Here is a 24,613-nt window from a genome sequence, read left to right as displayed (position 1 = left end):
GCTCAGTCGCCCTTGGTGATGTTCAGGCCCTTGAGCAGGCTCAGTGCCTGGCTCAGCTGGAAGTCGTCATCCTGCGGGCGCTCCTTGCGCTTGCTGCTGCCGGTCGGGCGGTCGGCGCCGCCGTTGCCGTTGCCCAGGTGGCCCTGCAGGTCGGCTTCCTTGAAGTTTTCGGTGTCGGCTTCGGCGGTGAGCTTGGCCGGGCGCACCTCGATGTCCGGGACAATGCCCTGAGCCTGGATCGAGCGGCCGTTGGGGGTGTAGTACAGCGCAGTGGTGAGCTTCAGGGCGCGGTCGTTGGCCAGTGGCAGCACGGTCTGCACCGAGCCTTTGCCGAAACTGTCGGTGCCCATCAGCACGGCGCGCTTCTGGTCCTGCAGGGCGCCGGCGACAATTTCCGATGCCGATGCACTGCCACCGTTGATCAGTACCACCAGCGGCACGCCTGCGCTGGCATCGGCCGGGTCGGCCGAGAAACGCAGCTCGGAGTTGGCGATGCGGCCCTTGGTGTAGACGATCAGACCTTTGGTCAGGAAGTGGTCGGCCACTTCCACTGCCGACTGCAACACGCCGCCTGGGTTGTTGCGCAGGTCCAGCACCACCCCGCGCAGTTTCTTGCCGTTGTCCTTGCGCAGCTTGGCCAGGGCCTTGCCCACTTCGTCACCGGTCTTGACCTGGAACTGAGTGATACGGATGTAGCCGTAATCGTTCTCCAGCAGCTGGCTCTTCACGCTCTTGACCTGAATGACTGCACGGGTCAGGGTCACGTCGAACGGGTTGCCGCCGTCGCGTACCAAGGTCAGGGTGATTTTCTCGCCGACCTTGCCGCGCATCTTGTCGACCGCTTCGGTCATGGTCTGGCCGCGGGTCGGGGCGCCGTTGATCTTGACGATCAAGTCACCGGCCTGCACGCCGGCCCGCGAGGCTGGGGTGTCGTCGATTGGCGAAACCACCTTGATGAAGCCGTCTTCCTGGCCTACTTCAATACCCAGCCCGCCGAACTCGCCGCTGGTGCTTTCCTGCAGCTCCTGGAAGTCCTCGGGGCCAAGGTAGGCCGAATGCGGGTCAAGGTTGCTGAGCATGCCCTTGATGGCGTTTTCCAGCAGGGTCTTGTCGTCTACCGGTTCGACGTAGGCGGCCTTGATGCGGTCCAGGACCTCGGCGAAGGTGCGCAGTTCTTCCAGCGGCAGTGGCGCCTTGGCGGTCACCTCGGTGGCTGGCACTGCGGCGGCCTTGGCCGGCTCTGCGGCGGTGGCCAGGGGCGCGCCGACCGCCAGGGCGATGGACAGGGCCAGCTGGGTGAGACGAGGCGAGTGCAGCATGTCGAACGAACTCCTGATCCTGTAAGCGCTCCCTGGGGAGCATCGGCGCAGCACTCAGGCTGCGCCGTAGAAATGTGACTAGGCTTTGTACGAAAAGCCTTGATACTTGTTCATGCTGCGTTGAAAACAGCCTCGGAATGCTCATGTACTCCAGTACAGTCGGGCGCGACCCCGGCCGTTCCTCGGCTGTTTTCGCCTTGCCTGACCTGCGTCTCAAGACTTTTCGTACAGAGCCTAGCCCCGGCACCACTGCGAAGGGTCGGCAGGCCGGCCTTGCTGGCGGATAGCGAAATACAAGCCTGCTGCGTCCTGGCCACCGCTGTCGCCAACGGTGGAAATGGCTTCACCGGCCTTGACGATATCACCGGCATTCTTGAGCAGGCTCTGGTTGTGGCCGTACAGGCTCAGGTAACCGTTGCCATGGTCGAGAATGACCAGAAGCCCGGCGCCGCGCAACCAGTCCGCGAATACCACACGCCCGCCGTGTACGGCACGTACCTGGGTGCCTGGGTTGGCGCTGATCATAACCCCATCCCACTTGGCACGAGCGTCGCTACCGCGGGCATCACCGAAGCGTGCCAGCAATCGACCATTGACTGGCCATGGAAGTTTGCCCCGCGCAGCAGAAAATGCGCCGCCGTAGTTCGCGCCATCGCTGGAAACCATCGGCCCGAGGGTGGTGCGGGCCTTTTTCGGCGGTTCCACTGGCTCTGCGGGCTCTGCGGGCTCTGCGGGCTCTGCGGGCTCACGGGCCCGGTCGCGGGCAGCGGCGGCGGCCAGCGCTTCCTGCTGGCGGCGTTTTTCTGCTTCCTGCTGTGCCAGCAGGGCCTTCTTGCGTGCCTCTTCAGCTTCACGCGCCTGGCGGGCGAGGGTTTCCTCGATGGTTTTCAGGACTTTGGCCAGGTCGGCCTGGTCCTGTTCGCGCGCTTGCAGCTTCTGATCGCGGTCTTTTACATCGCTGTTGAGCTTTGCCAGTACCTGCTGGCGCTTGGCGCGCTCGGTTTCCAGGGCCTGGCGGCGGCTATCGAGGTCGGTGCGCTGGGCCAGCAGTTGTTGTTGCTGGCTGGAAATTTCCTGTTCGACGTTGGCCAGTTGGCGCAAGGTCTCGTTGAAGGTGCGCAATTGCTCCAGGCGCGCCTTGCTCAGGTAGTCGTAATAGGTGAGGGTGCGGGCGAATTTCTCGGGGTTCTGCTGGTTGAGCAGCAGCTTGAGGTATTCCTCGCGACCGTTGTTCTGGTAAGCCGAACGGGCCTGAATGGCGATCAGTCGTTGTTGTTCAACGCGGGCGCTCTGGAGTTTTTTTTTCTCGGTATCAAGGCGCTCCAGCTCGCCTTCAGTCTTTTTTAGTTCTTGCTGCAGGGCCTCCACCTGCTTTTCGAGGTTGCCGATGTCGGTTTCGGTGGCTTTGAGGTCTTTTTGCACACCTGCCTTTTCTTCCTGGAGCTTGCTCAGCGTTTTCTTGAGCTCGGCAATGTCCTGGCGGGTGGCATCCAGTTGCTGCTGGGTCTGCGCACGCTCATCGGCGAAGGCCGGGCTGAGCAGGCAAGACAGGGCTAGGAGGATCAGGGCGCGAAGCATGGGGTTTGGCGTACCAAGGATGGAGACTGGCCTAGTATGCCCGCCTGGGCAGGCAAAAAAAACGCCTCGCTGCGGATGCAGGGGGGCGTTTGTCTGGAATTCATGTGCAATTGGGGCTGCAACGCAGCCCCTTTCGACATTCAGGCGTCGACCAGAATCGAGGTACCGGTCATTTCCACCGGCTTTTCCAGCCCAAGCAGCTTCAGCATGGTCGGCGCCACGTCTGCCAGCACGCCGCCTTCACGCACTTTCACGTTGCGCTTGCCCACATAGATGAACGGTACCGGCTCGGTCGTGTGCGCGGTGTGCGCCTGGCCGGTGCACTCGTCTTTCATCTGCTCGACGTTGCCGTGGTCAGCGGTGATCAGGGCCTCGCCGCCGACCTTGTCCAGTGCATCGACAATGCGCCCTACACAGGTATCCAGTGCTTCGACGGCCTTGACCGCCGCCTCGAACACGCCGGTGTGGCCGACCATGTCGCCGTTGGCGTAGTTGACCACGATGACGTCGAAGCGCTGCTGTTCGATGGCTTCGACGATGCGATCGGTCACCTCTGGTGCGCTCATTTCCGGTTGCAGGTCATAGGTGGCGACCTTCGGCGACGGGATCAGGATGCGTTCTTCGCCTTCGAACGGCTCTTCACGGCCACCCGAGAAGAAGAAGGTGACGTGGGCGTATTTCTCGGTTTCGGCGATGCGCAGCTGGGTCTTGCCGTTTTTCGCCAGGTATTCGCCCAGCACGTTGTTCAGGCTGGACGGGGCAAAGGCTGCCGGGGCCGGGATCTTCGCCGAATACTGGGTCAGGCCGATGTACGCCGCCATCTTCGGCAGGCGCGCACGGGCGAACTCCGTAAAGTCTGGCTCTACGAATGCACGCGACAGTTCGCGAGCGCGGTCGGCGCGGAAGTTCATGAAAATCACGGCATCGCCATCTTCGACCTTGACGGCTTCGCCAATGCGCGTGGCCTTGACGAACTCGTCGCTTTCGTCGCGGGCGTAAGCCGCTTCAAGGCCTGCCAGGGCCGTGTCAGCGGTGTACTCGGCAGTGCTGTCGACGATGAGGTTGTAGGCGGCGCTGACGCGGTCCCAGCGATTGTCGCGGTCCATGGCGTAGTAGCGGCCGATCAGGCTGGCAATGCGGCCCTTGCCCAGTTTGGCGAAGGTGGCGTCGAGCAGTTCGATGGGCGACTGCGCGCTGCGTGGCGGGGTGTCCCGGCCATCGAGGAAGGCGTGCAGGTAGATCTTTTCAGCGCCACGCTGGGCGGCCAGTTCGGCCATGGCCACCAAGTGCTCCTGGTGGCTGTGTACGCCACCATCGGACAGCAGGCCGAGGATGTGCACGGCCTTGCCAGCACCGACTGCCTTGTCCACAGCACCTGTCAGTACCGGGTTTTCGAAGAACTCGCCGTCGCGGATGGCCTTGGTCACCCGGGTGAAGTCCTGATAGACGACACGACCTGCGCCGAGGTTCATATGACCGACTTCGGAGTTGCCCATCTGCCCGTCCGGCAGGCCGACATCCATGCCCGAGCCGGAAATGAGGCCATGCGGCTGGGTGGCGCACAGGCGGTCATAGACCGGTTTATTGGCGGCAAAGATGGCGTTGTGTTCGGGGATATCACTATGGCCGAAGCCATCCAGGATAATCAGGACCAGGGGTTTGGGCGTGCTCGTCATCAATCAAACTCACGGTTGTTCAAAGATGATAAAGACACGCATTTTAGGGCAAATACGCCACCTGCGGCGAATATTCGTCCCATTCCACCGACCGGCGCACCTGTGGTAGCAACATGAAGGTGGTTTTGTGGCCGGCCCGTCGGGCTTTGGTGGCACCAAGGGGCTGTGTATACTGGCCGGCATTTTCAATCGCCTGGAACACCGCTGATGGTTGCTCACCTGATTCAATTCGCGACAGATCACTACATCCTGGTTGCGATCTTCCTCATTCTGCTGGTCCTGCTGCTCGTCAATGAAATCCGTCGTGGTGGCCAGAGCCTGACTAATGGCCAACTGACAGCCCTGGTCAATGCCGAGAAGGCCCTGGTGATCGATATTCGCCCGGCCAAGGAATACTCCGCCGGTCACATCGTCGGCGCGGTGAACATCCCGCAGGACAAGCTGGCCAACCGCATGACCGAGCTGGACAAGCATAAAGAAAAGACCTTGATCGTCGTCGACGCGATGGGCCAGCAGTCCGGCACCATTTGCCGCGAGCTGCTCAAAGCTGGTTACAACGCCGCCAAACTGAGCGGTGGCGTTTCCAGCTGGAAAGCCGATAACCTGCCCCTGGTGAAGTGATATGAAGCCTGTCATCGTCTATTCCAGCGACTACTGCCCCTACTGCATGCGTGCCAAGTACCTGCTCGAGAGCAAGGGCGTGGCCTTCGAGGAAATCAAGGTCGACGGCAAACCGCAGGTTCGCGCCGAGATGAGTCAGAAAGCCGGCCGTACGTCGGTGCCGCAGATCTGGATCGGCAGTACCCATGTCGGTGGATGCGATGACCTCTATGCCCTGGAGCGCGCGGGCAAGCTCGACGCGTTGCTGGCGGCCTGATTTGCACTGCATTCAAAAACATTAGGATAAGGATCTGACATGACTGACCAACAGACCAACGGCGCTGCTGCAGAAGACAACAGCCCTCAGTTCTCCCTGCAGCGCATCTATGTGCGCGACCTGTCGTTCGAGGCCCCGAAAAGCCCGCAGATCTTCCGTCAGACCTGGGAACCGAGCGTTGCCCTGGACCTGAACACCAAGCAGAAATCCCTGGAAGGTGACTTCCACGAGGTCGTGCTGACCCTGTCGGTTACCGTCAAGAACGGTGATGAAGTGGCCTTCATTGCTGAAGTGCAGCAGGCCGGTATCTTCCTGATCGCCAACCTCGATGCGCCTTCGATGAGCCATACCCTGGGTGCGTTCTGCCCGAACATCCTGTTCCCTTATGCCCGTGAGGCCCTGGACAGCCTGGTGACCCGCGGTTCGTTCCCGGCGCTGATGCTGTCGCCGGTCAACTTCGACGCCCTGTACGCGCAAGAAATGCAGCGTATGCAGGAAGCGGGTGAAGCGCCTACTGTGCAGTAATTACTGCCGGTATCAAGAAAGCGCCTCTCGGGGCGCTTTTTTGTTGCCGGCGCGGGCCTCTTCGCGGGTAAACCCGCTCCTACAGGGGATTGTGCCGTTCTCTCGGCCTGCGTAGGAGCGGGTTTACCCGCGAAGAGGCCCGCACAGGCAACACATCAGCTGCCGGCAAACCCGTTCTGCCGCCACGCCTCATACACCGTCACCGCCACGGTATTGGACAGGTTCAGGCTACGGCACCCTGGCCGCATCGGCAGGCGCAGGCGATGCTCGGCCGGCAGGCTGTCCAGCACCTCGGCCGGCAACCCGCGGCTCTCTGGCCCGAACAAGAAGGCGTCGCCCGGCTGGAAGGCCACTTCGTGGAACGGGTGCGAGCCCTTGGTGGTAAAGGCGAACAACCGTGGGTTGCCAAGGCTTTCCAGGCATCCGGCCAGGCTCTCGTGGCGCTTGAGCGTGGCATACTCGTGGTAGTCCAGCCCTGCGCGGCGCAGGCGCTTGTCATCCAGTTCGAAGCTGATGGGTTCGATCAGGTGCAGGGCACAGCCGCTGTTGGCGCATAGACGAATGATGTTGCCGGTATTCGGCGGAATTTCTGGTTGAAAAAGGATGACGTGAAACATGCACGGCTCCAAACGTGAAGATGACGGGCATTCTACCCCTGAACCGGACGTGCGTTCGAAGGCCTTCCCACGGGTGATGCTGTCATTGGCGATCGTTGGCTTGATGGTAGGGCTGATGATCGGTCGCCTGACTACGCCGGACGAGCGTGAGCTGCAGCAGGTGCAAGCGACGCAGGATGGCCTGGAGCTGTGGTTCAACGAAGAGCCCAAGCTGCATGGCGAGAACGTGGAAGGGACGGTGGCGTTGCTGTTTCAGGCCCAGGGCAAGGCTCAGCAAGGGCAGCTCAGCCTGCAGGGCAAGCCGGTGAGCTGGCGGGTACAGCACAGCAAGGAAGGTTTGTTGTTGACGGTGGTGGCCGCGCGCCCCCTGCACGGCGAATGGGCCGGTGCAGAGGACGCTGGGCGCTGGCGGGTGCAAGTGAAACTGCACGAATAAAAGAGGGGATATCCCGGCCTGCCTGTACCAGGGTCCCCAAAAGGGGTGCTGCGTATAAAGGGGGGATGTCCCGGCCTGCCTGTACCGAGGTCCCCAAAAGCGGCGGTGCTGCAAATAAAAGAGGGGTTCACCCGGCCTGCCTGTACCAGGGCCCCCGAAACTGGAGATGTATTGCTTATTGCAGGGGGCGTGCCAGTTTTGCAAAAGCCGTGAATACTGGGCTTTGCGGGTGATTTGGCCGTATTTTGAGGGGATTTGTGCCTTCGAGAGGTGCAGCCGGCACAGGAACGGTGCATTCAGAAGGCTGAAATGACTGGGGCCGCTTTGCGCCCCATCGCGACACAAGGCCGCTCCCACAGGATCGCATCAGCCAGGGGGCAGAGGTGATCCTGTGGGAGCGGCCTTGTGTCGCGATGGGCTGCAAAGCAGCCCCAGCAATCTAAAAAGCTAATTCAGAGCTCAGTGGTCATCACCTTCCTCATCATCCCCCCCGGCCACATTCATCCCCAGCTCCTTGATCTTGCGCGTCAGGGTATTGCGCCCCCAACCCAGCAACAGCGCGGCATCGCGACGGCGGCCGGCGGTGTGCTTGAGTGCCGTTTCGATCATGATCCGTTCAAAGCTCGGCACTGCACTGTCCAGCAGGCTGGTCTGCCCGCGCGCCAATGCCTGGTCGGCCCACTGGCGCAGGGCCTGCTCCCAGTTGGTTACCGGCGCGGCGTCTTGTGGCAGGTTCAGCAGTTCGGGTGGCAGGTCGCCGATCAGCACTTCGCGGCTGGAGGCCATCACGGTGATCCAGCGGCAGGTGTTCTCCATCTGCCGCACATTGCCCGGCCATGGCAGGTTGCGGATGAACTCTTCAGTCTCCGGCTTGAGGATCTTCGGCTCGACTGCCAGCTCCTGGGCCGCCCGGGCAAGGAAGTGGCGGGCGAGGGCGGGGATATCCTCGCGGCGGTCGGCCAGGCGCGGAATATGGATACGGATCACGTTCAGGCGGTGGAACAAGTCCTCACGAAACTTGCCGGCCTGCACCAGTGACTCCAGGTTCTGGTGGGTGGCGGCGATGATGCGCACGTCGACCTTGACCGGCACATGGCCGCCCACGCGGTAGAACTCGCCATCGGCCAGCACACGCAGCAGGCGGGTCTGGGTGTCGGCAGGCATGTCCCCGATTTCGTCGAGGAACAGCGTGCCACCATCGGCCTGCTCGAAACGGCCGCGACGCAAGTTGGCAGCACCTGTGAAGGCGCCTTTCTCATGGCCGAACAGCTCCGACTCCATCAAGTCCTTGGGGATGGCGGCCATGTTCAGGGCAATGAACGGCGATGCTGCGCGTGGGCTGTGCCGGTGCAGGGCGTGGGCCACCAGTTCTTTGCCGGTGCCGGACTCGCCATTGATCAGCACGGTGATGTTGGAGTGGCTGAGGCGGCCGATGGCGCGGAACACCTCCTGCATCGCCGGGGCTTCACCAATGATTTCCGGGGTGCGCGCCAGGTTCTGTGGCACATCCAGGCCTTGCTGCTCCTGGGCGTGCTGGTTGGCGCGCTTGACCAGTGATACCGCTTCGTCGACGTCGAATGGCTTGGGCAGGTACTCGAAGGCACCGCCTTGGTACGAGGCCACGGCGCTGTCCAGGTCGGAGTGGGCGGTCATGATGATGACCGGCAGGCGCGGGTGCTGCTCGCGGATCTGCGCCAGCAGGTCGAGGCCGCTGGTGCCAGGCATGCGAATGTCGGAAATGATCACGTCGGGTTGCTGGCGTGCCAGGCGTCCCATGACACCGTCTGCGCTGTCGAAGCTCTGGGTGGTCATGCCTTCCTGTTGCAGGGCTTTTTCCAGGACCCAGCGGATGGAACGATCATCGTCGACGATCCATACGGTTTCACTTCGGCTCATGAGGCGGTGGCTCCTTGTTCCAGAGGCAGGTAAATCGAGAAGGCGGTATGGCCAGCGTGGCTTTCACACTCGATCAGGCCCTGGTGCTGGCTGATGATGTTCTGGGTAATGGCCAGGCCCAGCCCGGTACCGTCCGGGCGGCCACTGACCATGGGATAGAAGAGGGTGTCCTGCAGTTCCGGCGGGATGCCCGGGCCGTTGTCGATGATTTCTACCCGCGCTACCAGGCGGTGACGCACGTGGCCGATGGTGAACTGGCGAAGGGCACGGCTGCGCAAGGTGATGCGACCCAGGCGCAGCTCATTCTGCGAGCTGATCGCCTGCATGGCGTTGCGCACGATGTTGAGTACGGCTTGAATCATCTGTTCTCGGTCGATCAGCACGTCCGGCAGGCTTGGGTCGTAATCGCGCACCAAAGTGATGCACCCTTGGCTTTCGGCATCGACAAGGCTGCACACCCGCTCCAGCACTTCGTGAATATTGGTCATGGCCAGCGACGGCAGCTTGTTCGAGCCGAGCATGCGGTCGACCAGGTTACGCAAGCGGTCGGCCTCTTCGATGATCACATTGGTGTAGTCGCGCAGCCCTTCCTCGGGCAGTTCGCGGGCCAGTAGCTGGGCCGCTCCGCGGATGCCGCCAAGGGGGTTCTTGATTTCGTGGGCCAGGCCGCGCACCAGCATCTTGGTGGTTTCCTGCTTGCTCAGTTGGGCCTCTTCCTTGGTGATGCGCAGCAGACGGTCCCGCGGGTGCACCTCGAGCAACAGCAGGGTCTGGCCTTGATGCAGTATCGGCGTTACCGCGTAGTCGACGGTGATGGTCTGCCCGGTCAGCGATGTAAGCTGCGCTTCACGCTTGGTGAACGGGTGCGCCTGCTCGACCGCCTGGCGCAGCGAACTGAGCGCCTCGGTCGATTCGGTGAACAGCTCGCTGATGAACTGCCCATGGCTGCGCTGGCCGCTGACGGCCAGTAGCATTTCTGCGGCCGGGTTCATGTACTCCAGGCGCAGCTCGGCGTTGAGCAGCAACGTGGCGGTGGTCAGGTTGTCCAGAAGCAGACGGTGCTGTGCATCGCTGATGGTCATAAGGCGTCGTTGACCTCGTTTGGCGCTTGCCTGGCACTGCTTTGGTCAGGGCCGGACGCGGGGTGGATCCACTGATGCGAGACTCTGGATAAGAAAATGCAAGAAACAAACCAAAGCTCCGAAAAGAAGCGGGATTTACCGATAAAGGCCTGAATCTGCGCAAATTCGGATCAGAAAGTCTTGGTGAAACGTTTAATCTGAACCAGATTGGGGAGCAATTGAGGGCATGGCGTGAATTAGTGCACCAAGATAGAGCATAGCGTGGCAGGCGAATCAGTGGTGCTTCTGCAAGGTGCGCAGAAACAAAAACGGCCTCCCGAGGGAGGCCGTTGTGATCATGTCATCGGCGCGAGGCGCCAATCAGATCAGCAGCTGTAGTACAGCTCGTATTCCAGCGGGTGTACGAAGGTACGGACCTTGATTTCTTCTTCGCTCTTCAGTTCGATGAAGGCGTCGATGAAGTCATCGGAGAACACGCCGCCCTTGGTCAGGAACGCACGGCCTTTATCCAGCTCTTCCAGAGCTTCTTTCAGGCTGCCGCACACTTGCGGGATGTTCTTGGCTTCTTCTGGCGGCAGGTCGTACAGGTTCTTGTCGGCCGCGTCGCCTGGGTGGATCTTGTTCTGGATGCCGTCCAGGCCAGCCATCAGCAGGGCCGCGAACGCCAGGTACGGGTTGGCCGATGGGTCCGGGAAGCGTGCTTCGATACGGCGGGCTTTCGGGCTGCCAACGTAAGGAATACGGATCGAGGCGGAACGGTTGCGAGCCGAGTAGGCCAGCATTACCGGGGCTTCGAAGCCTGGGACCAGACGCTTGTACGAGTTGGTCGACGGGTTGGTGAAGCCATTCAGGGCCTTACCGTGCTTGATGATACCGCCGATGAAGTACAGGGCGGTGTCGGACAGGCCGGCATAGCCTTCACCCGAGAAGGTGTTCTTGCCGTCTTTCCAGATCGACATGTGCACGTGCATGCCCGAGCCGTTGTCGCCGTACAGTGGCTTCGGCATGAAGGTGGCGGTACGGCCGTAAGCGTCGGCAACGTTGTGCACGACGTATTTCAGCGCCTGTACTTCGTCAGCCTTCTTCACCAGGGTGTTGAACTTGACGCCGATTTCGTTCTGGCCGGCAGTCGCCACTTCGTGGTGGTGAACTTCAACGGTCTGGCCCATTTCTTCCAGGGCGTTGCACATGGCAGTACGGATTTCGTGGTCATGGTCGAACGGCGGAACCGGGAAGTAGCCGCCTTTCACGCCTGGACGGTGGCCTTTGTTGCCGCCTTCCACGTCAGCGCCGGTCATCCACGAGCCCTGCTCGGAGAAGATCTTGAACATCGAACCGGAGATGTCCGAGTGGAACTTCACTTCGTCGAAGATGAAGAACTCAGGCTCTGGACCGGCGAATACGGTGTCACCGATGCCGGTGCTCTTCAGGTACTCTTCAGCACGCTTGGCGATGGCGCGTGGGTCGCGGTCGTAGCCCTGCATGCTCGACGGGTCGACGATGTCGCAGGTGATGATCAGGGTTGGTTCTTCGGTGAACGGGTCCAGAACGGCGGTTTCGTCGACCGGCATCAGGATCATGTCGGAAGCTTCGATGCCTTTCCAGCCAGCGATGGAGGAACCGTCGAACATCTTGCCGACTTCGAAGAAGTCTTCGTCCAGCGCATCACGCGACGGCATGGTCACGTGGTGCTGAATGCCTTTGGTGTCCGTGAAACGCAGATCAATCCACTTGACGTCATGATCTTTGATGAGTTGAACCGACTTCGACATGTTGTCCTCCGGATGGTCTAGAGCGCGGTGGGCCGCTGCCCTGGAAAAAGGGTGTTGCCGGGCGCGGATAGTCGGCCAAGCTTACCTGCCTCACAAGGGAGCAAATTGCATGCCAGTGCCCGAAAATGGCGAGGGTGGGATAAAAGGGGGCGTTTGCGGGCATTTGGCGTTGGGTTGGCGGGTAAAAGTGCACCCTTACGATGCGTTTTTTGATCGTATCGCACCAATAGGGTGCGTTGCGTGAGTGGTGTGCCAGGTTCTAGGGCCTCTTCGCGGGTAAACCCGCTCCTACGGGCTTTGCACCGCCTGTAGGCGCGGGTTTACCCGCGAAAGGGCCGGAACAGGCACTGCAAAACCTGGCCTCTGCATTTATCTCAAAGCTTCTGATCAAAAGTTGGTCAAATCCTGAGCAATTTCCGATATAATTCGCGCCCCTCATTTTCGGCAGGCCCTGCGCGCGCTGTTAACCAATGAAACTTATCGTCAAAGTCTTCCCAGAAATCACCATCAAAAGCCGGCCGGTGCGCAAGCGCTTCATCCGCCAGCTTGGCAAGAACATCCGCAACGTGCTCAAGGATCTCGACCCTGAGCTCGCGGTCGATGGTGTCTGGGACAATCTCGAGGTGGTCACCCGCGTCGAAGACGAAAAAGTCCAGCGCGAGATGATCGAACGCCTCACCTGCACCCCGGGTATCACCCACTTCCTGCAGGTAGAGGAATACCCGCTGGGTGACTTCGACGACATCGTCGCCAAGTGCAAGCACCACTTCGGCCACCTGCTGGCCGGCAAGCACTTCGCCGTGCGCTGCAAGCGCGGTGGCCACCATGACTTCACCTCGATGGACGTCGACCGTTACGTCGGCAGCCAGCTGCGCCAGCAGTGTGGCGCCGCCGGGATCGAGCTGAAAAAGCCTGAAGTGCTGGTGCGCATCGAAATCCGCGACCAGCGCCTGTACGTGATCCACAACCAGCACAATGGCATCGGCGGTTATCCGCTGGGTGCCCTGGAGCAGACCCTGGTGCTGATGTCCGGTGGTTTCGACTCCACCGTTGCGGCCTACCAGATGATGCGCCGCGGCCTGATGACCCACTTCTGCTTCTTCAACCTCGGCGGCCGTGCCCACGAGCTGGGCGTAATGGAAGTGGCCCATTACCTGTGGAAAAAATACGGCAGCAGCCAGCGCGTACTGTTCATCAGCGTGCCGTTCGAAGAAGTGGTTGGCGAGATCCTCAACAAGGTCGACAACAGCTACATGGGCGTGACCCTCAAGCGCATGATGCTGCGCGGCGCCGCCCATATGGCCGACCGCCTGCAGATCGACGCGCTGGTGACCGGCGAAGCGATTTCCCAGGTGTCCAGCCAGACCCTGCCGAACCTGTCGATCATCGACTCGGCCACCGACAAGCTGGTGCTGCGCCCGCTGCTGGCCAGCCACAAGCAGGACATCATCGACCAGGCCACCGAAATCGGCACCGCGGACTTTGCCAAGCACATGCCGGAATATTGCGGCGTGATCTCGGTAAACCCGACCACCCATGCCAAGCGTCACCGCATGGAGCACGAAGAAAAGCAGTTCGACATGGCCGTGCTGGAGCGCGCTCTTGAGCGCGCCAAGTTCATTTCCATCGACCATGTGATCGATGAGCTGGGCAAGGACATCGAAATCGAGGAAGTGGCCGAGGCGCTGCCAGGCCAGATCGTCATCGACATTCGCCACCCCGATGCCCAGGAAGACGAACCTCTGGTGCTGGAAGGTATCGAAGTCCAGGCCATGCCGTTCTACGCCATCAACAGCAAGTTCAAGCACCTGGACCCCACGCGCCAGTACTTGCTGTATTGCGACAAGGGTGTGATGAGCCGTTTGCACGCACACCACCTGCTCAGTGAGGGACATGCCAATGTGCGTGTTTATCGTCCGACATAAGACGCCGGGGCTGTATGGCGGCAGTATCCGCCATCGCCCTCCCGACCGCCGGGCCCGCTGAGCCTTAAACAGTACATATTGGCCGCCTACACTGGGCGGCAACCGAATCCTCTGATCGAGATACACTTGTGATCGAAAATCTGCGTAACATCGCCATCATCGCCCACGTTGACCATGGTAAAACCACTCTGGTCGACAAACTCCTGCGTCAGTCCGGCACTCTGGAGCGTAACGAGCTCAATGACGAGCGCGTCATGGACTCCAACGACCAGGAAAAAGAGCGCGGTATTACCATTCTGGCGAAAAACACCGCCATCAACTGGAACGGCTACCACATCAACATCGTCGACACCCCCGGCCACGCCGACTTCGGTGGCGAGGTTGAGCGTGTAATGTCGATGGTCGACTCCGTGCTGCTGCTGGTCGACGCCCAAGACGGCCCGATGCCGCAAACTCGCTTCGTGACCAAGAAGGCTTTCGAAGCCGGCCTGAAGCCAATCGTCGTGATCAACAAGGTTGACCGTCCGGGCGCACGTCCTGACTGGGTTCTGGACCAGATCTTCGACCTGTTCGACAACCTCGGTGCCACCGACGAACAGCTGGACTTCAAAGTGGTCTACGCCTCGGCCCTGAACGGCATTGCCGGCCTGGACCACACTGCCATGGCCGAAGACATGACCCCGCTGTACCAGTCGATCATCGACAACGTACCAGCACCGTCTGTTGACCGCGACGGCCCGTTCCAGATGCAGATCTCCGCACTGGACTACAACAGCTTCCTCGGCGTGATCGGTGTTGGCCGCATCGCCCGTGGCCGCGTCAAGCCGAACACCCCGGTTGTCGCCATCGACACCAACGGCAAGAAGCGTAACGGCCGTATCCTGAAGCTGATGGGTCACCACGGTCTGCACCGCGTTGACGTCGAAGAAGCCCAGGCTGGCGATATCGTCTGCATCAGCGGTTTCGATGAGCTGTTCATCTCCGACACCCTGTGCGCCCCGGATGCGGTAGAAGCGATGAAGCCGCTGACCGTTGACGAGCCGACCGTTTCGATGACCTTCCAGGTCAACGACTCGCCGTTCTGCGGTAAAGAAGGCAAGTTCGTCACCAGCCGTAACATCAAGGACCGTCTGGACAAGGAGCTGCTGTACAACGTTGCCCTGCGCGTTCAGGAGACCGACTCCCCAGACAAGTTCAAGGTTTCGGGCCGTGGTGAGTTGCACCTGTCGGTGCTGATCGAAACCATGCGTCGTGAAGGCTTCGAAATGGCCGTGGGCCGTCCTGAAGTGATCATCCGCGAAGTCGACGGCGTGAAGCAGGAGCCGTTCGAGAACGTCACCATCGACATCCCTGAAGAATCCCAGGGCAAAGTCATGGAAGAGATGGGTCTGCGTAAAGGCGACCTGACCAACATGGTTCCGGATGGCAAGGGCCGTGTTCGTCTGGAGTACAACATTCCAGCCCGTGGTCTGATCGGTTTCCGTAACCAGTTCCTGACCCTGACCAACGGTGCAGGCATCCTGACCTCGATCTTCGATCGCTACGACACCATGAAGTCGGGCCAGATGTCCGGCCGCCTCAACGGCGTACTGGTTTCGGTCGAGACCGGCAAGGCACTGACCTACTCGCTGGAAACCCTGCAGGCTCGCGGCAAGCTGTTCGTTGAACACGGCCAGGAGATCTACAACGGTCAGATCATCGGCCTGAACAGCCGTGACAACGACCTGGGCGTGAACCCGACCAAAGGCAAGAAGCTCGACAACATGCGTGCTTCCGGCAAAGACGAAGTCATCGCCCTGGTGCCACCAGTTCGCCACACCCTCGAGCAGGCCCTGGAATTCATCCAGGACGACGAGCTGTGCGAAGTGACGCCTAAGTCGATCCGTCTGCGCAAGAAGATCCTGGACGAAGGCGAGCGTACCCGCGCAGCCAAGAAAGCCAAGAACTGAGTTAGCTCAGGCTGAATGAAAACGCCCCCGGTCGAAAGGCCGGGGGCGTTTTTGTTTGTCTTGTCCCGTCCTGAATAAGGTTTACACCTCCCATCCCGAATTTCCGGAGAGTCTGATGGAGCAAGGTGTAAAGCGCACACAGCGTGATTACTCACTGTCTTTTAAATTGGCGGTGGTTGATCAGATAGAAAAAGGCGAACTGACCTACAAGCAGGCCCAGATGCGGTATGGCATCCAGGGTCGCTCGACGGTTCTGGTATGGTTGCGTAAGCACGGTCGGCAGGATTGGAGCCAGGGGGCCTCGATCCGCGACGAGAGGAGCTGCGCGATGTCTGACCCCAAAACGCTCACTCCAGAGCAGCGGATCAAAGAGCTTGAGCAGCAGCTTGAGCTGATGAGCCAGAAGGCCCAATTCTTTGAGACGGTCGTTGATGTTCTGAAAAATGACTATGGTGTCTCGGTCGTAAAAAAGCGATCCGGCAAGTCCTCACGCAAGGTCAAGTCGCAGGACTGAGCATTGCCAGGGCTTGTCAGTTTCTAGGCATCAGTCGACAGGCTTACTACAAACGCAATCGAGTTGCTGATGGCAAAGAACGCCAGGCAGACCGGGTGGTTGAGTTTGTACAGCAGATCCGGATACGCCAGCCTCGTCTGGGCACACGCAAGCTGCACTATCTGCTGCATTGCCAACCTGACAGACGATTCCAGGTCGGCCGAGATAGGCTGTTCCAGGTCTTGGGAGAGCGCCGTTTGCTAGTGCTGCCTAAGCGGGCCTATCACAAGACAACACAAAGCTTTCATCGCTTCTACCGCCATCCCAATTTACTCAAACCCGGCCCAAGTCAGATCGTTCCGACAAGGCCGGAGCACGTCTGGGTTGCCGACATTACTTACCTGCCCGCACGCAAGGGCCCGCTGTACCTGAGCCTGGTAACGGATGCGTACTCCAGGAAGATTGTTGGCCACCACGTCCATGAAAGCCTGCATGCCGAGTCAGTGGCGCAAGCCTTCAAGCAGGCATTACGAAAGCGCCGTCGTCGCCAGCCATTAGTCCACCATTCGGATCGAGGAATCCAATATTGCTCGGCGCTATACCAGTCACTACATCAACGGCACGGCGTTCAGTGCTCCATGACTGATGGGTATGACTGCTACCAGAACGCGCTGGCCGAGCGAATCAACGGAATCCTCAAGATGGAGCTGCTGTTGAGTAGCCCTGAAGATCTGGAACAAGCGAGGCAGATGGTTGACGAGGCAGTGCAGATTTACAATACAGAACGGCCTCATATGGCCCTGAAAAACAAAACGCCCGATGCGGTGCATCGGGCGTTTTGAGGCCTGTCGGCCTACCTGAACAGGTGTAAACCTATTTCAGGACTAGACATCTGGGTTTTTTGTGCTGGTAGTACCGGCCTCTTCGCGGGTAAACCCGCTCCTACAGGATATCCACAAAGGTCAAGACCTGTAGGAGCGGGTTCACCCGCGAAGAGGCCGCTGCAGGCAATAGATCAGCGCCCAACCACCTTGGGCTTGTAGGCGCAATACCCCGGCCGCGGTCCGACCTTGGGGTGGTTGCGGCAGGTATCCGGGCGCTTGTCATAAATGGTGCACAGCCGGCTTTTACGATCCAGGTACATGCAGTCGTCGTTGCTCATCCGGGTGAGGGTGAAGATCCCGGACTTCTGGTTGAAGCGCTCGATGATGCCTTCTTTTTGCAGGCGCTTGGCCACGTTCTTGGGGGGTTCGTCTTTTTCGAACTCGTCGACCACGCCGATACGGATCAGATCCTTGATCTTCACCTCCACCGGCAGGGTGCAGCAGGTCGAATGGCAGCCATGGCACATGTTGCTGGTATAGCGCTGCCAGGTCTCCAGGCGGTCGACTTCGGCCGCGGCGATCAGGGTCGTTTTCATCTTTATAGGGTGGATCACGGTCTTGGGGCGCGCGATGATACCGGAATTGTTCAATTTATGAACAACCTTTTGCCGGAATCGCAGAGTGGGCATGAAAACTGCGAACCGTAACTGTCGCTCTCTGTCGAAGGGTCTAGTCTCAACACTCTCCCTCCGCTTTCGTCAACTTGCCCGAGGATGCCGCATGTCCCAGGAACCCAAAGCACGTGACGCCGAAGTCGCGGATTTTCGCGCTGCTGTACTGAACAAGCTGACCTACGCGGTCGGCAAGGACCCCGAGCACGCCTTCGACCATGACTGGTTCGAAGCCATTGCCCTGGCTGCGCGCGATCACATGGTCGACCACTGGATGGATCACACCCGGCAGGCCTATCGGCGCAGCCAGAAGCGTGTCTACTACCTTTCCCTGGAGTTTCTCATCGGCCGCTTGCTGTACGACAGCCTGAGCAACCTGGGCCTGCTGGACGTCGCCCGCGATGCGCTGGAAGGGCTGAATGTGGACCTCGAACGCATTCGCCTGCTCGAGCCGGACGCCGCGCTGGGCAATGGTGGCCTTGGCCGTCTGGCTGCGTGCTTCATGGAGAGCATGTCTACCCTGGGTATCGCTGCCCATGGTTACGGCATCCGCTACGAGCACGGGCTGTTCCGTCAGGCCGTGGTCGATGGCTGGCAGCAGGAACAGACCGAGAACTGGCTGGATTTCGGCAACCCCTGGGAGTTCGAGCGCGCCGAGGTGATCTACCCGATCAGCTTTGGCGGCAGTGTCGAAACGGTGCACGATGCAAGCGGTAGCCAGCGCCAGGTATGGTGGCCTGGCGAGACGGTGCGGGCGGTGGCCTACGACACGCCGGTAGTCGGCTGGCGCGGATCCAGCGTCAACACCCTGCGCCTGTGGCGTGCGCGGGCGCTGGAAGAGCTGCACCTGGAGCGCTTCAACGCCGGTGACCATTTGGGGGCTGTGGCTGAAGTGGCGCGTGCCGAGAGCATTTCGCGTGTGCTTTACCCCGCCGACAGTACCGAGGCCGGTCAGGAACTGCGCCTTCGCCAAGAGTACTTTTTCGTCTCGGCTTCGCTGCAGGACTTGCTGCGGCGCCACCTGAACATGCACAAGGACCTGCTCAACCTGCCTGATGCAGCGGCCATCCAGCTAAACGACACCCATCCCTCGATTGCGGTGGCGGAGCTGATGCGGTTGCTGGTGGATCAGCACGAAGTGCCTTGGGAAAAGGCCTGGGAGCTGACCGTCGGCACGCTTGCCTACACCAACCATACCCTGTTGCCAGAAGCCCTGGAAACCTGGCCGGTAGCGCTGATGGAGCGCATGCTGCCACGGCACATGCAGATTATCTACCTGATCAATGCCTACCATATCGATGCGTTGCGGGCCAAAGGCCTGCACGACTTCGACGTGCTGCGCGCGGTTTCGCTGATTGAGGAAGACAACGGCCGACGGGTGCGCATGGGCAACCTGGCGTTTCTCGGCTCGCACAGCGTCAACGGCGTGTCGGCGCTGCACAGCAAGTTGATGAAAAGCACGGTGTTCTCCGAACTGCACAAGCTCTACCCGCAACGGATCAACAACAAGACCAACGGCATTACCTTCCGCCGCTGGTTGTACCAGTCCAACCCTCAACTGACCGAGATGCTGGTCGAGGCGCTTGGGCCGGAACTCAAGGACGACCCACAGACGCGTCTGGCGGGCCTGGTGCCGTTCGCCGAAAAAGCCGGTTTCCGCAAGCAGTTCGCTGCCCAGCGGCTGCACAGCAAGCGCGCCTTGGCCAGCATCATTCAGGATCGTATCGGCGTCACGGTCAACCCCGAGGCGCTATTCGACGTTCAGGTCAAACGTATTCACGAATACAAGCGCCAGTTGCTCAACCTGCTGCACACCGTTGCACTGTACCAGGCCATACGCAACGACCCTGGCACCAACTGGGTGCCGCGGGTGAAGATCTTCGCTGGCAAGGCTGCGGCCAGTTACCACCAGGCCAAACTGATCATCAAGCTGGCCAACGACATCGCCCGGGTGGTGAACAACGACCCGACGGTGCGCGGCCTGCTGAAGGTGGTGTTCCTGCCCAACTACAACGTCAGCCTGGCCGAGAGCATCATCCCGGCGGCGGACCTTTCCGAGCAGATATCCACCGCGGGTTACGAAGCTTCCGGTACCAGTAACATGAAGTTCGGCCTCAATGGTGCGCTGACCATCGGCACCCTGGATGGCGCCAACGTAGAGATGTGCGAACAGGTGGGGGCCGACAACATGTTCATCTTTGGCCTGACCGCGCAGCAGGTTGAAGCGCGCAAGCGTGCCGGTGATTTTGGCGCCAATGCCGCCATAGCTGCTTCCAACCGCTTGACCGATGTGTTGCAGGCCATTCGCAGTGGTGTGTTCTCGCCAGACGACCCTTCTCGGTACACCGGGTTGATCGACGGCCTGGTGGCCTACGATCGCTTCCTGGTGTGTGCCGATTTCGATGCCTACTGGGATGCCCAGCGGCGGGTCGAGGATCTGTGGCACACACCGCAGGAGTGGTGGCGCAAGGCGGTGCTCAATACCGCGCGGATGGGCTGGTTCTCCTCGGATCGGACCATTCGCGAGTATGCGACCGAGATCTGGAAGGCGCTGGACTGAGGCGGGCCTGTGCTGGCTTGTTCGCGGGTAATCCGGCGCCTACAGGGCCCTTATCCACCTGTAGGCGCGGGCGCGTCCGCGAATGGCCCCACAACCAGACCACCGGCCTGGCGAAGGCTGAACTACCGACCTATTGTGCCGTCTGAGAGCCGTGGCGAGTCTCATCACTCGCTAGCCCGTCACTCTCCCTGTAAACTGCGGGGGTTTTTCATCCCCCCAATCCGTTCGGAGCCATACATGTCCCGCGTTACCCTGAGTCGCTATCTGATTGAGCAGACCCGCAGCAACAATACCCCTGCCGATCTGCGCTTCCTGATCGAAGTGGTAGCGCGTGCGTGCAAGGAAATCAGCCATCACGTGTCCAAAGGCGCCCTCGGCGGTGTGCTGGGCAGCATGGGCACTGAAAACGTGCAGGGCGAGGTCCAGAAGAAACTGGACGTGATTTCCAACGATATCCTGCTGGAAGCCAACGAGTGGGGCGGTCACCTGGCTGGCATGGCTTCCGAAGAAATGGACAACGCGTACCAGATCCCGGGCAAGTACCCGAAAGGCGCCTACCTGCTGGTCTTCGACCCGCTGGACGGTTCGTCGAACATCGACGTCAACGTGTCGGTCGGTACCATCTTCTCGGTTCTGCGTTGCCCTAACCAATACCTGAGCCAGAACGAAAGCCTCAACGAAGAAGCGTTCCTGCAGCCAGGTACCGAGCAGGTTGCTGCCGGTTATGCCATCTACGGCCCGCAGACCATGCTGATCCTGACCCTGGGCAACGGCGTCAAGGGCTTCACCCTGGACCGCGAACTGGGCAGCTTCGTGCTGACTCACGAAAACATCCGCGTACCGGAGACCACCGCCGAGTTCGCCATCAACATGTCCAACCAGCGCCACTGGGAAGCCCCGGTACAGCGCTATGTGGGCGAACTGCTGGCAGGCGAGACCGGCCCGCTGAAGAAGAACTACAACATGCGCTGGATCGCCTCGATGGTGGCCGACGTGCACCGCATCCTGACCCGTGGCGGCCTGTTCATGTACCCACGTGACGCCCGCGAACCAAGCAAGCCGGGCAAGCTGCGCCTGATGTACGAAGCCAACCCGATGTCGTTCATCATCGAACAGGCCGGTGGCGCTTCCACCAACGGTTACGATCGCATCCTCGACATCAAGCCAGAAAGCCTGCACCAGCGCGTGTCGGTGATTCTCGGCTCGAAGGAAGAGGTCGAGCGCGTCACCGCTTACCACAAGGAGTAAGTCATGCTCGCACCTTGGCAGCCGTTGCTGGAGTGGTGGTTCGGTTGGGGCACCAGTGCCCAGGCCGTGGCTGACGAGAAGAGCACGCTGTGGTTCGGCAAACATTACGATGCCGAGGCCCATGCGCTGTTTGGCGACCTGGTCGAGCATGCCCTGGCGGGTGGGCTCGAAGAGTGGCAGCAAAGCCCGCAGGGCTGGCTGGGCCTGCTGATTTTGCTCGACCAGCTGCCACGCATGATCTACCGCGACACGCCGCGTGCCTTCGAGGGCGACCGGCGTGCCCAGGTGGTGGCCATGCAGGGCCTGCAGAAGGGCTGGGATTACCAGTTGCTGCCGATCCAGCGCGTGTTCGTGCTGCTGGTACTGGAGCATGCCGAAGTGCTGGACTGGCAGAACCTGTGCGTGGAGCGTTATCGAATGCTGCTGGACGAACAGCCCGAGGCCAACCGCCGGCTGTTTGAAGGCTTCCTCGACTATGCCGAGCAGCACCAGCGGGTAATTGCCCGTTTCGGGCGCTTCCCGCACCGCAACCTGGTGCTGGAGCGGCCGAGCACCAGCGAAGAGATGGACTTTTTGCTGGAGCCTGGGTCCCGGTTCTGAGGCCCAAGGGGCCTGCTGTGCAGGCATCGCGACGCAAGGCCGCTCCCATTGGGGACGGCCTTTTTTATTGGGCGCATGATTAATGCTTTGTGATTAATCGCACAGTAGTGGCCATCCGACCAATGGTGTAGGGACATAGGGGGTGGGGCAGGGAACCTGGGAGGGATTTTCACGTCGAAGGTCACTGCAGGCCACTCGCCTGTATCATCTTTCAGGAGTGTCCCTTCATGTCGTTGCGTTCCCTCGCCCTGTTGTCGCTGTGCGTCGTGCTGACTGCCTGCAGCAAGATCAATCAGGAAAACTATTCCAAGATCAAGGCCGGTATGAACAAGGCCGAGGTCGAGCAGTTGCTCGGCACGCCGACCGAGTGTTCTGGCGCGTTGGGCATGAGCAGCTGCACCTGGGGGGACGAGAAGAGCTTCATCAGCGTGCAGTACGCAGCTGACAAGGTGCTGATGTATTCCGGGCAGGGCCTCAAATGAGGCGTGCGTACCTGCTGATGGGGGTATGCCTGGCGTTGCTGCTGGGCGGTTGTGCAGGTTCCGTGCACGACCCGCTGGCGCCGAAAACCGCCGGCCATGTCGACCTCAAGCGCTACCAGGGCAAATGGTACGAGCTGGCGCGCCTGCCCATGCGCTTCCAGGAAGGCTGCGAGCAGTCCGAGGCCCATTACAACCTCAGGCCTGATGGCAGTTATGGCGTGCTCAACCGCTGCCGCACCATGGGTGATGAATGGCTTCGCGCCGAAGGGCATGCGAATATCCAGGAGCCGGGGCACACCGACAAGCTGTGGGTCGAGTTCGATAACTGGTTCACCAGGCTGGTGCCAGGCGTGGCGCGGGGTGAGTACTGGATTCTTTATGTGGACGACCACTACCGTACGGCCATCGTCGGCAGCCCGGACCGCAAATACCTTTGGATTCTGTCGCGCATGCCGACACTGCCGGCCTGGGAGCGTGAGAACCTGCTGTCCAGGGCGCGGCAGCAGGGGTATGACACCAGCCGCTTGATCTGGCGGGCGTCCGATCAGCAAATAGTAAAAATGCACTGAGTTTTTTTTGGGGTTGATTTGCAACCCTTCGCGGGCAAGCCCGCGAAGGGCTGCAATGCAGCCCCGATACACTCAGCCCAAAAGCTGGCGCAACACCTCGGCAAACGCCCGCCCGCTTTCTTCTTCTTGCGCATGCCGCCCCTGGCGCACCACCCACTGCCCATTCACCATCACATCGCGCACCTGGCGATCGCCGCCGGCAAACAGCCAACGGTTGAGAATGGCATCACCCTCCGCCATGGCGATGTAGGGGTCCTGCCCATCGAGCACCAGCCAGTCGGCACGCTTGCCCACCGCCAACTCGCCGACCGCCTGCCCCAGCGCCTGTGCACCACCGGCCAACGCCGCGTCATACAGCGTGCGCCCGACCATCGGTTGGTCGCCGCGATACAGGCGGTTGCGCCGCTGGTCCCGCAGGCGCTGGCCATATTCCAGCCAGCGCAGCTCCTCCACCACGCTCAACGACACATGGCTGTCCGAGCCAATGCCCATACGCCCGCCCTGTGCCAGGAAATCCACTGCCGGGAAGATCCCATCGCCCAGGTTGGCTTCGGTGGTCAGGCACAACCCGGCCACCGCGCCGCTGCGGGCCATGGCAGTGACTTCGTCCGGTTCGGCGTGGGTAGCGTGTACCAGGCACCAGCGGCGGTCCACGTCCACGTGCTCGTACAGCCACTGCAGCGGGCGCAGGCCGCTCCAGGCCAGGCAGTCGTCGACTTCCTTCTGCTGTTCGGCGATGTGGATATGCACTGGGCACTGCCTGTCGCTGGCCGCCAACACTTCGGCGATCTGCCCAGGCGTTACCGCCCGCAGTGAGTGGAAGCACAGGCCCAGTTGCTGCGCCGGTTGCGCGGCCAGCAGCGGGGCGAGCTGGGCTTGCAGCTGCAGGTACTGCGCGGTGGAGTTGATGAAGCGCCGCTGCCCGTCGTTCGGCGCCTGGCCGCCAAAGCCTGCATGGCTGTACAGCACCGGCAGCAAGGTCAGGCCGATGCCGCTGTCGGCTGCGGCCGCGCTGATGCGTCGCGACAGCTCGGCGGGGTCGGCGTAGGGCTTGCCGGCCTGGTCGTGGTGCACGTAGTGGAACTCCGCCACCGAGGTATAACCGGCCTTGAGCATCTCGATGTACAGCTGGCGGGCGATGACCTGAAGCTGCTCTGGGCTGATCTGCCCGACCAGGCGGTACATCAGGTCTCGCCAGGTCCAGAAACTGTCGTTGGGGTTGCCGGCAACTTCCGCCAGGCCTGCCATGGCGCGCTGGAAGGCATGCGAGTGCAGGTTGGGCATGCCGGGCAGCAGCGGGCCGGCCAGGCGCTCGGCGCCTTCGGCCGAAGCGCCAGGCTCGATGCTGGCCACGCGGCCATCGCGGGCGACCTCGATACGCACATGGCTGGCCCAACCCGTAGGTAGCAGGGCGCGTTCGGCGAAGTAGGCTGACATCGGTGGAATCCTGTTATTGTTAACTTGTATATACATATACAGGCGTTTGCCTGCCGGGTAAACTGCGGCAAGCTACC

21 protein-coding genes are annotated in these 24,613 nt (G+C 60.9%); 12 read left to right on the top strand and 9 right to left on the bottom strand.

Features of this window, described 5'->3' with window-relative positions:
- Positions 1 to 2 precede the first annotated feature (2 nt).
- From LMH93_RS25355 to gpmI, 3 genes are all read right to left on the bottom strand, one after another.
- Entirely contained in the window at positions 3 to 1,319 is a 1,317-nt protein-coding gene (locus LMH93_RS25355; RefSeq protein WP_047603589.1) for a S41 family peptidase, read from the bottom strand.
- A 234-nt stretch (positions 1,320 to 1,553) separates the two neighbouring features.
- Positions 1,554 to 2,897, bottom strand: coding sequence for a murein hydrolase activator EnvC family protein (locus LMH93_RS25350; RefSeq protein WP_230064721.1), 1,344 nt, complete (start codon positions 2,895 to 2,897; stop codon positions 1,554 to 1,556).
- 140 nt (positions 2,898 to 3,037) lie between these two features.
- Positions 3,038 to 4,573 (bottom strand): 2,3-bisphosphoglycerate-independent phosphoglycerate mutase, encoded by a 1,536-nt coding sequence (gene gpmI / locus LMH93_RS25345; protein ID WP_230064720.1) that lies wholly within the window; start codon positions 4,571 to 4,573, stop codon positions 3,038 to 3,040.
- Positions 4,574 to 4,780: 207 nt separating this feature from the next.
- Here gpmI and LMH93_RS25340 point away from each other — a divergent pair, with 207 nt between their 5' ends.
- From LMH93_RS25340 to secB, 3 genes are read left to right on the top strand one after another with little or no spacing between them, the layout of a single operon-like run.
- Complete coding sequence (locus LMH93_RS25340; RefSeq protein ID WP_003249200.1) at positions 4,781 to 5,194, top strand: rhodanese-like domain-containing protein; 414 nt, start codon at positions 4,781 to 4,783, stop codon at positions 5,192 to 5,194.
- A 1-nt stretch (position 5,195) separates the two neighbouring features.
- Positions 5,196 to 5,450: a glutaredoxin 3 gene (gene grxC / locus LMH93_RS25335; RefSeq protein ID WP_003249204.1), complete on the top strand. Its 255-nt coding sequence runs from the start codon at positions 5,196 to 5,198 to the stop codon at positions 5,448 to 5,450.
- A gap of 39 nt (positions 5,451 to 5,489) precedes the next feature.
- Entirely contained in the window at positions 5,490 to 5,975 is a 486-nt protein-coding gene (gene secB, locus LMH93_RS25330; RefSeq protein WP_003249206.1) for a protein-export chaperone SecB, read from the top strand.
- A 155-nt stretch (positions 5,976 to 6,130) separates the two neighbouring features.
- Here the strand turns inward: secB and trmL are convergent, their stop codons facing one another.
- Complete coding sequence (gene trmL, locus LMH93_RS25325; RefSeq protein ID WP_003249209.1) at positions 6,131 to 6,592, bottom strand: tRNA (uridine(34)/cytosine(34)/5-carboxymethylaminomethyluridine(34)-2'-O)-methyltransferase TrmL; 462 nt, start codon at positions 6,590 to 6,592, stop codon at positions 6,131 to 6,133.
- Between trmL and LMH93_RS25320 the strand changes: the two genes are divergently transcribed.
- The gene (locus tag LMH93_RS25320) at positions 6,591 to 7,028 is read left to right on the top strand and encodes a hypothetical protein (RefSeq protein ID WP_003249211.1); all 438 of its coding nucleotides are present in this window, start codon (positions 6,591 to 6,593) and stop codon (positions 7,026 to 7,028) included. The genes trmL and LMH93_RS25320 overlap by 2 nt on opposite strands.
- A 459-nt stretch (positions 7,029 to 7,487) precedes the next feature.
- On the opposite strand, the gene ntrC is transcribed toward LMH93_RS25320, so the two are convergent.
- The 3 genes from ntrC to glnA all read right to left on the bottom strand — a co-directional run bounded on the left by ntrC (position 7,488) and on the right by glnA (position 11,778).
- Positions 7,488 to 8,924, bottom strand: coding sequence for a nitrogen regulation protein NR(I) (ntrC, locus tag LMH93_RS25315; RefSeq protein WP_003249213.1), 1,437 nt, complete (start codon positions 8,922 to 8,924; stop codon positions 7,488 to 7,490).
- Entirely contained in the window at positions 8,921 to 10,006 is a 1,086-nt protein-coding gene (gene glnL / locus LMH93_RS25310; protein WP_003249215.1) for a nitrogen regulation protein NR(II), read from the bottom strand. Before glnL ends, ntrC begins: the two co-directional genes overlap by 4 nt.
- A gap of 365 nt (positions 10,007 to 10,371) precedes the next feature.
- Entirely contained in the window at positions 10,372 to 11,778 is a 1,407-nt protein-coding gene (gene glnA, locus LMH93_RS25305; protein ID WP_003249219.1) for a type I glutamate--ammonia ligase, read from the bottom strand.
- Between the two features lie 470 nt (positions 11,779 to 12,248).
- On the opposite strand from glnA, the gene thiI reads away from it, so the two are divergent.
- The 3 genes from thiI to LMH93_RS25290 all read left to right on the top strand — a co-directional run bounded on the left by thiI (position 12,249) and on the right by LMH93_RS25290 (position 16,987).
- The gene (thiI, locus tag LMH93_RS25300; protein ID WP_003249221.1) at positions 12,249 to 13,703 is read left to right on the top strand and encodes a tRNA uracil 4-sulfurtransferase ThiI; all 1,455 of its coding nucleotides are present in this window, start codon (positions 12,249 to 12,251) and stop codon (positions 13,701 to 13,703) included.
- 128 nt (positions 13,704 to 13,831) lie between these two features.
- Entirely contained in the window at positions 13,832 to 15,652 is a 1,821-nt protein-coding gene (gene typA / locus LMH93_RS25295; RefSeq protein WP_003249222.1) for a translational GTPase TypA, read from the top strand.
- 115 nt (positions 15,653 to 15,767) lie between these two features.
- Positions 15,768 to 16,987, top strand: a protein-coding gene (locus LMH93_RS25290) for an IS3 family transposase (RefSeq protein ID WP_156747497.1) whose coding sequence is annotated in 2 segments (ribosomal slippage) — positions 15,768 to 16,116 and positions 16,116 to 16,987 — 1,221 coding nt in all. Because the reading frame shifts where the segments join, the coding sequence is not laid out codon by codon here.
- A gap of 173 nt (positions 16,988 to 17,160) precedes the next feature.
- On the opposite strand, the gene LMH93_RS25285 is transcribed toward LMH93_RS25290, so the two are convergent.
- Complete coding sequence (locus LMH93_RS25285; protein WP_003249225.1) at positions 17,161 to 17,565, bottom strand: YkgJ family cysteine cluster protein; 405 nt, start codon at positions 17,563 to 17,565, stop codon at positions 17,161 to 17,163.
- Positions 17,566 to 17,749: 184 nt separating this feature from the next.
- On the opposite strand from LMH93_RS25285, the gene LMH93_RS25280 reads away from it, so the two are divergent.
- The 5 genes from LMH93_RS25280 (at position 17,750) to LMH93_RS25260 (ending at position 23,099) form a co-directional block, all read left to right on the top strand.
- On the top strand, positions 17,750 to 20,200 hold the full coding sequence (locus tag LMH93_RS25280; RefSeq protein ID WP_012053932.1) for a glycogen/starch/alpha-glucan phosphorylase: 2,451 nt from the start codon (positions 17,750 to 17,752) through the stop codon (positions 20,198 to 20,200).
- Positions 20,201 to 20,437: 237 nt separating this feature from the next.
- A complete protein-coding gene (locus LMH93_RS25275) occupies positions 20,438 to 21,448 on the top strand; it encodes a class 1 fructose-bisphosphatase (protein WP_003249230.1) in 1,011 nt (336 codons plus the stop codon).
- A gap of 3 nt (positions 21,449 to 21,451) precedes the next feature.
- A complete protein-coding gene (locus tag LMH93_RS25270; protein WP_012053931.1) occupies positions 21,452 to 22,048 on the top strand; it encodes a DUF924 family protein in 597 nt (198 codons plus the stop codon).
- A 227-nt stretch (positions 22,049 to 22,275) separates the two neighbouring features.
- Positions 22,276 to 22,530, top strand: a complete 255-nt coding sequence (gene bamE / locus LMH93_RS25265) for an outer membrane protein assembly factor BamE domain-containing protein (RefSeq protein ID WP_003249234.1) — start codon at positions 22,276 to 22,278, stop codon at positions 22,528 to 22,530.
- On the top strand, positions 22,527 to 23,099 hold the full coding sequence (locus LMH93_RS25260; RefSeq protein ID WP_230064719.1) for a lipocalin family protein: 573 nt from the start codon (positions 22,527 to 22,529) through the stop codon (positions 23,097 to 23,099). Before bamE ends, LMH93_RS25260 begins: the two co-directional genes overlap by 4 nt.
- A gap of 72 nt (positions 23,100 to 23,171) precedes the next feature.
- Here the strand turns inward: LMH93_RS25260 and LMH93_RS25255 are convergent, their stop codons facing one another.
- Positions 23,172 to 24,536, bottom strand: a complete 1,365-nt coding sequence (locus LMH93_RS25255; protein WP_004576932.1) for a formimidoylglutamate deiminase — start codon at positions 24,534 to 24,536, stop codon at positions 23,172 to 23,174.
- Positions 24,537 to 24,613 lie beyond the last annotated feature (77 nt).

Source organism: Pseudomonas sp. CIP-10 (assembly GCF_020911845.1).
Classification (GTDB): Bacteria; Pseudomonadota; Gammaproteobacteria; order Pseudomonadales; family Pseudomonadaceae; genus Aquipseudomonas; species Aquipseudomonas alloputida.
Note: the sequence above shows the minus strand (reverse complement) of the source record. Positions and strands in the feature narration are given on the sequence as shown.

Bases quoted from the DNA above. Each gene is read 5' to 3' on its own strand.
- ntrC (WP_003249213.1), bottom strand. From the start codon at position 8,924: ATGAGCCGAAGTGAAACCGTATGGATCGTCGACGATGATCGTTCCATC.
- LMH93_RS25280 (WP_012053932.1), top strand. From the start codon at position 17,750: ATGTCCCAGGAACCCAAAGCACGTGACGCCGAAGTCGCGGATTTTCGC.
- secB (WP_003249206.1), top strand. From the start codon at position 5,490: ATGACTGACCAACAGACCAACGGCGCTGCTGCAGAAGACAACAGCCCT.
- LMH93_RS25355 (WP_047603589.1), bottom strand. From the start codon at position 1,319: ATGCTGCACTCGCCTCGTCTCACCCAGCTGGCCCTGTCCATCGCCCTG.
- LMH93_RS25255 (WP_004576932.1), bottom strand. From the start codon at position 24,536: ATGTCAGCCTACTTCGCCGAACGCGCCCTGCTACCTACGGGTTGGGCC.
- LMH93_RS25275 (WP_003249230.1), top strand. From the start codon at position 20,438: ATGTCCCGCGTTACCCTGAGTCGCTATCTGATTGAGCAGACCCGCAGC.
- LMH93_RS25350 (WP_230064721.1), bottom strand. From the start codon at position 2,897: ATGCTTCGCGCCCTGATCCTCCTAGCCCTGTCTTGCCTGCTCAGCCCG.
- glnA (WP_003249219.1), bottom strand. From the start codon at position 11,778: ATGTCGAAGTCGGTTCAACTCATCAAAGATCATGACGTCAAGTGGATT.
- LMH93_RS25285 (WP_003249225.1), bottom strand. From the start codon at position 17,565: ATGAAAACGACCCTGATCGCCGCGGCCGAAGTCGACCGCCTGGAGACC.
- bamE (WP_003249234.1), top strand. From the start codon at position 22,276: ATGTCGTTGCGTTCCCTCGCCCTGTTGTCGCTGTGCGTCGTGCTGACT.
- LMH93_RS25320 (WP_003249211.1), top strand. From the start codon at position 6,591: ATGCACGGCTCCAAACGTGAAGATGACGGGCATTCTACCCCTGAACCG.
- grxC (WP_003249204.1), top strand. From the start codon at position 5,196: ATGAAGCCTGTCATCGTCTATTCCAGCGACTACTGCCCCTACTGCATG.
- LMH93_RS25270 (WP_012053931.1), top strand. From the start codon at position 21,452: ATGCTCGCACCTTGGCAGCCGTTGCTGGAGTGGTGGTTCGGTTGGGGC.
- trmL (WP_003249209.1), bottom strand. From the start codon at position 6,592: ATGTTTCACGTCATCCTTTTTCAACCAGAAATTCCGCCGAATACCGGC.
- glnL (WP_003249215.1), bottom strand. From the start codon at position 10,006: ATGACCATCAGCGATGCACAGCACCGTCTGCTTCTGGACAACCTGACC.
- thiI (WP_003249221.1), top strand. From the start codon at position 12,249: ATGAAACTTATCGTCAAAGTCTTCCCAGAAATCACCATCAAAAGCCGG.
- LMH93_RS25340 (WP_003249200.1), top strand. From the start codon at position 4,781: ATGGTTGCTCACCTGATTCAATTCGCGACAGATCACTACATCCTGGTT.
- LMH93_RS25260 (WP_230064719.1), top strand. From the start codon at position 22,527: ATGAGGCGTGCGTACCTGCTGATGGGGGTATGCCTGGCGTTGCTGCTG.
- gpmI (WP_230064720.1), bottom strand. From the start codon at position 4,573: ATGACGAGCACGCCCAAACCCCTGGTCCTGATTATCCTGGATGGCTTC.